At 48.8% G+C, this 3,703-nt stretch carries 1 protein-coding gene; it reads right to left on the minus strand.

Annotated elements, in window-relative coordinates:
- Positions 1-228: 228 nt before the first annotated feature.
- Positions 229-3,618 (minus strand): S8 family serine peptidase, encoded by a 3,390-nt coding sequence (locus tag QUB52_RS17820; RefSeq protein WP_332974177.1) that lies wholly within the window; start codon positions 3,616-3,618, stop codon positions 229-231.
- Positions 3,619-3,703 lie beyond the last annotated feature (85 nt).

Here is a 3,703-nt window from a genome sequence, read left to right on the forward strand (position 1 = left end):
TTCGTCTTTTAATCTTTGATTTTCTGACCGTAATTCTTTGGTTTCTGCTTGTAATTGTTCTATGAGGTTCAGCAATATGGACACAGTACGACGCAATGATTCGTCTGCAATTTCAGATGGCTCAATGCTTTGCAGTAAGGTTTCTACTAATTTGTCACCAGATGTTTTTTGCGTCATGTTTTGTATTTTACCATGCTGTGGCTAGATTGTGAACCTTCTTTTTTGCTGTTACCCCGATTTATTGAGCGGATACCTGGAATTGCCACTACCACCGTTATTGGAAGATTTGCTAGGGATGTTAGGTATTTGAGCTATGGGTGGCTTGCTGCCTTCCTCATATGCGATCGCCTTAACGCCATTCCAGGAAATGTAACCCTTCTCAAAGTATTGGATTAGCGTTCCATCACCCTGCCCCTTTTCCGCACTCTTCGGAGCGCCCAACCAGCCATCCAATCCACCTGTTCGCAAGAATTCCTGACGAATCGCTCCCGAAAGGGGGAAAGTTCCATTTTTACTGCTGACGATCGATCCTTTATCAAATAGCTGATAGCTGGCACCATTATAGTTGATGACATCAGAAGTGGGATTGCCCAGCGTTCCTTGATAATTCTGGAAAACCGGATAGAAATTGCCGCCGACGTTGTGACCGTTGAGATTAATTGAAGTGGGCGGCACGACAATGGGATTGTCTGTGGGCGGCACGACAACGGGATTGTCTGTGGGCGGCACGACAACGGGATTGTCTGTGGGCGGCACAACAACGGGATTCTCTGTTGGAGGTAGTAAGGGCGGGTTTCCAGGCGGGTAGCCATTCGTGAATGCACTCGGTACCCAGTAAGATTTGCCGTTGTAATTTGTCCGAAACCACAAAGCATCTGGCTCTTGTGTGGTGATATCCTTGACTGCTTCCCCGTAAGTCCAAGCATCGAAAGTGAAAGTCTGACCTTTGTATCCCACATTCACATCGCTTTTATCGCTCAAATTAGTCCCAGTACGAAGATTTACACCAGTAGTTGACCAAATAATCGATGTAAAACTTCCTGTCTTTATGTCATAAGTCGCCCTTTCCCAAGGCGTGACTTTTCCTTCTAAGCCCCAAGTTGTCGGACTCAAGAAAGGACTAGGGGTGTAACTTTGTGGCTTGGTTTCCTTGGCCAAATCCACAGCCTTATTGAAATTCACCACCCCAAAACCCGTTTCTTCATCCCATCCGGGCGCCTTCAAATCGATCGCACTTCCAGTCAAAACATCAATCACTTGAGTAGCATTCAAAGCCGGATTGCTATCCCAAACCTTAGACAACATCCCCGCCGCAATCGCCGCCGACGCAGAAGTCCCCGCCATTTGGCCGACATCATCACCAACCGTAGATAAAGTCGGATTGTCGATCGAACCACCGGGCACTAAAATATCCAAACCATAGCCGTAACTCGAATAATCCGATCGCCCAACTCCATTAGACGAACCAACCGTGATAATATTCTCAAACTCCTGAGAAGATTGACCCAAAACCGACATCACACCGCCGTCATTACCCGCCGCCACAACCAACAGCACTCCATTTTGACGAGCATTTTCCAAAGCCGCACGTTCTCGGTTCGTAAACTCGTAACGAGTAGTAATGCTACCGTCAGCATTCTTTTGAGTTAAATCGAGAGGCAGAAGTGCGATCGCATTCTTCTTCTTTTGTCCCTTCGCTTCACTCACAAAATCATTTAAAGCTAAATCCCATTCCCCAGAACCAATCGCCCGACTTAGGTAAACATTCGCTTGATCGTTGTAGCCATCAATTCCTTTATCGTTACCTTGAATTGCACTTACTAAACCCCAGCTAAACGTGCCGTGTTCGTTTCCTTCTCCAGCATTTAACAACGGGTTGCTATCTTTGTCGATGCGATCGCGCCCCATCGTCACTTTAGAGTAATCCAAATCGGGATTCTTCGCAGCAAACCCAGTATCGATGATGCCTACAAAAGTGCGATCGGGCGCGGGCGGCAAAATAGTTTCAAAAGGTGGTTGAGTCTGTGGCGATTGTTCAGTTACAGCCGGTTGTTCGTCGATCGCCGGCGGTTCTGAGGGAGTCGTTGGGGCGATCGGAGGTTTTATTAGCACAGGCCCTGTAATCATCACAGGCGGTACAACAGCAGGTGGTGCAGTCTCAACTGGCGGTACAACAGGCGTTACAACAGCAGGTAGCGTTGTCTCAACTGGCGGTACAGCGGGCGGGATTGTCGCAACTGGCGGTGTTGTCTCAACTGGCGGTACAACAGCAGGCGGTGTTGTCTCAACTGGCGGTACAGCGGGCGGTACAACAGCAGGTAGCGTTGTCTCAACTGGCGGTACAGCGGGCGGTGTGGTTGCAATTGGCGGTACAACAGCAACTGGCGGTGTTGTCTCAACTGGCGGTACAACAGCAGGCGGTACAACAGCAACTGGCGGTGTTGTCTCAACAGGCGGTACAACAGCAGGCGGTACAACAGCAACTGGCGGCGTTGTCTCAACAGGCGGTACAACAGCGGGCGGTACAACAGCAACTGGCGGTGTTGTCTCAACTGGCGGTACAACAGCAACTGGCGGCGTTGTCTCAACTGGCGGTACAACAGCAGGCGGGGTTGTGGCTACTGACGGTGTGGGAGTGACGTACTCGATCAATTTCTTGCCGCCATCGAGTTTAGTCCAATCCTTACTCTTATCGATCACTTTGTCGATCGACACAGCCTTACCAGTCGCACCCGTCAACTTGAAAACCAAATCGTTGTAATCTTTATCCGAACCCGTATCAACCCGCTGATCTTCCATCGCAAAAGCCTTGCCGATGCCAGTAACATCAGCTATTTGACCGTACAGCCAAGCATCATCTGGATTAGTGCTAGATAACGACAGCAGCGGGCGTTTGTCGCCGCCAGCATTGGGCTTATTAAAGACATCTTGCACAGTAGCGTTCGGCACCAACATCACAGCAAAAGCCTCACCCGGTTTCATCCCAAATGTTTTCGGGCCGCTGTAGGTTCCTTCGTTATAGTTGTCCTCTTCTAAAAGACCGTCAAACAGCGGATTTGCGCCTTCTGTAGGGTCAGAAATTACTACGTGACCAAAGGTAGAATTGCTCAGAGCTCGTCTTGCCGCTTCTTTGATAAATTCCTGAGAACCTGGGGTTAATTTCTCCATGCCCTGCACGCTGAAAATGGCAACTTCTCCTTGATAATTGCCACCGTCGTGCAACCAGTCAAAGCCAACTTGTCCCGTAGAATCTGTAGCGAAAAAGCCGGAATCAACTCCCAAACCTGTCAGCGGGTCAACTTTGCCGTCTGGTGTTAAACTAACTTGATAATTTGTATCGCGCGAAGGTGCAGAAATTTTTAGTGCATAATTTGTTGCACCCAAGTTATCGATGCTAAATGTACCGGAATTTGTGCCGTCGGTGGCGATGTCTTTGACGACTTTTCCGTCACTGTCAAGCAGTTGCATCCCCACCACGGAAGTGAAACCTTCGGCGGTGACGCGAAAACTTCCTGTATTCAGTCGATTGAAGCGATAGGTATCGATGGGGTCAGTTTTGCCCGCAAAGTCGATCGAGAAATAGTTGTCGTTGAGATTGCCGATAGAAGTAGTAGACATGGTGCACCTCGATTAATCCGATAATTTGGGCTGACATTTATCTATCTGGAGTGCGTCGGAGTTTTTATGCGGTTTGTAATATAAC

Source organism: Microcoleus sp. A6-C6, from assembly GCF_036705955.1.
Taxonomy (GTDB): domain Bacteria; phylum Cyanobacteriota; class Cyanobacteriia; order Cyanobacteriales; family Microcoleaceae; genus Microcoleus.

Bases quoted from the DNA above. Each gene is read 5' to 3' on its own strand.
- QUB52_RS17820 (WP_332974177.1), bottom strand. From the start codon at position 3,618: ATGTCTACTACTTCTATCGGCAATCTCAACGACAACTATTTCTCGATC.